The following is a 638-nucleotide window of genomic DNA, read 5'->3' on the forward strand; positions in this document are numbered from 1 at the left end:
CCTGAATGTCCTCGACCGCTTCTTCGGTCTGCGCCATCTGATGTGCGTTTCCAAGTACATCAGCGACATCTGACGCGTGCTCAGCATACATCGATTCCTTGGCAATCGTCTCGAACACCTGATCTTCTAACACTGCCGTGTTCAACTTGCCATCCTTGAACACGTCCTCTTCATCAATCTCCGAGAGGAGTTGCTGGATGTTCGCCGTCCGAATCCCCATATTCACCTGCACGTACAACGCGTCCCACGCCTCTTCCAACCATGCCGACAATTCATCCGTCCGGAAGTCCCCGCGACTAAACTGCAATGTTCCTGTGAACCGTAGATCGACGATCGGAGCTCGCGGTTCACCGTTCGCTGTGAACCGATCCTGTGAACAGTACTCCGTCATCGCAGACTGCTCATCTCGTGCGTGTTGCTTGAACGCCGTTTCGAGTTCACCCGGTGACTCGTGCGGCGTCACATCGAACTCAACCCGATAGTACGGCCGGCGTTTCGTCGGATGATGGGCAACGTCAAATTCAACCGCGGCACTATCAGATACCGGCGCATCGGTGTCGAGCGTGATCGAGTAGTACCCGTGCTCCCAGTCATCCCGGCCTTCCCTCGTGTTGTGTGCCTCTGGCGACCCAGGATTG

At 56.0% G+C, this 638-nt stretch carries 1 pseudogene; it reads right to left on the reverse strand.

What is annotated here, in order from left to right:
- A pseudogene (locus tag DVK07_RS20515) lies at nt 1–638 on the reverse strand (metallophosphoesterase); the annotation flags it as partial.

This window comes from Halorubrum sp. Atlit-26R (genome assembly GCF_003666015.1).
Classification (GTDB): Archaea; Halobacteriota; Halobacteria; order Halobacteriales; family Haloferacaceae; genus Halorubrum.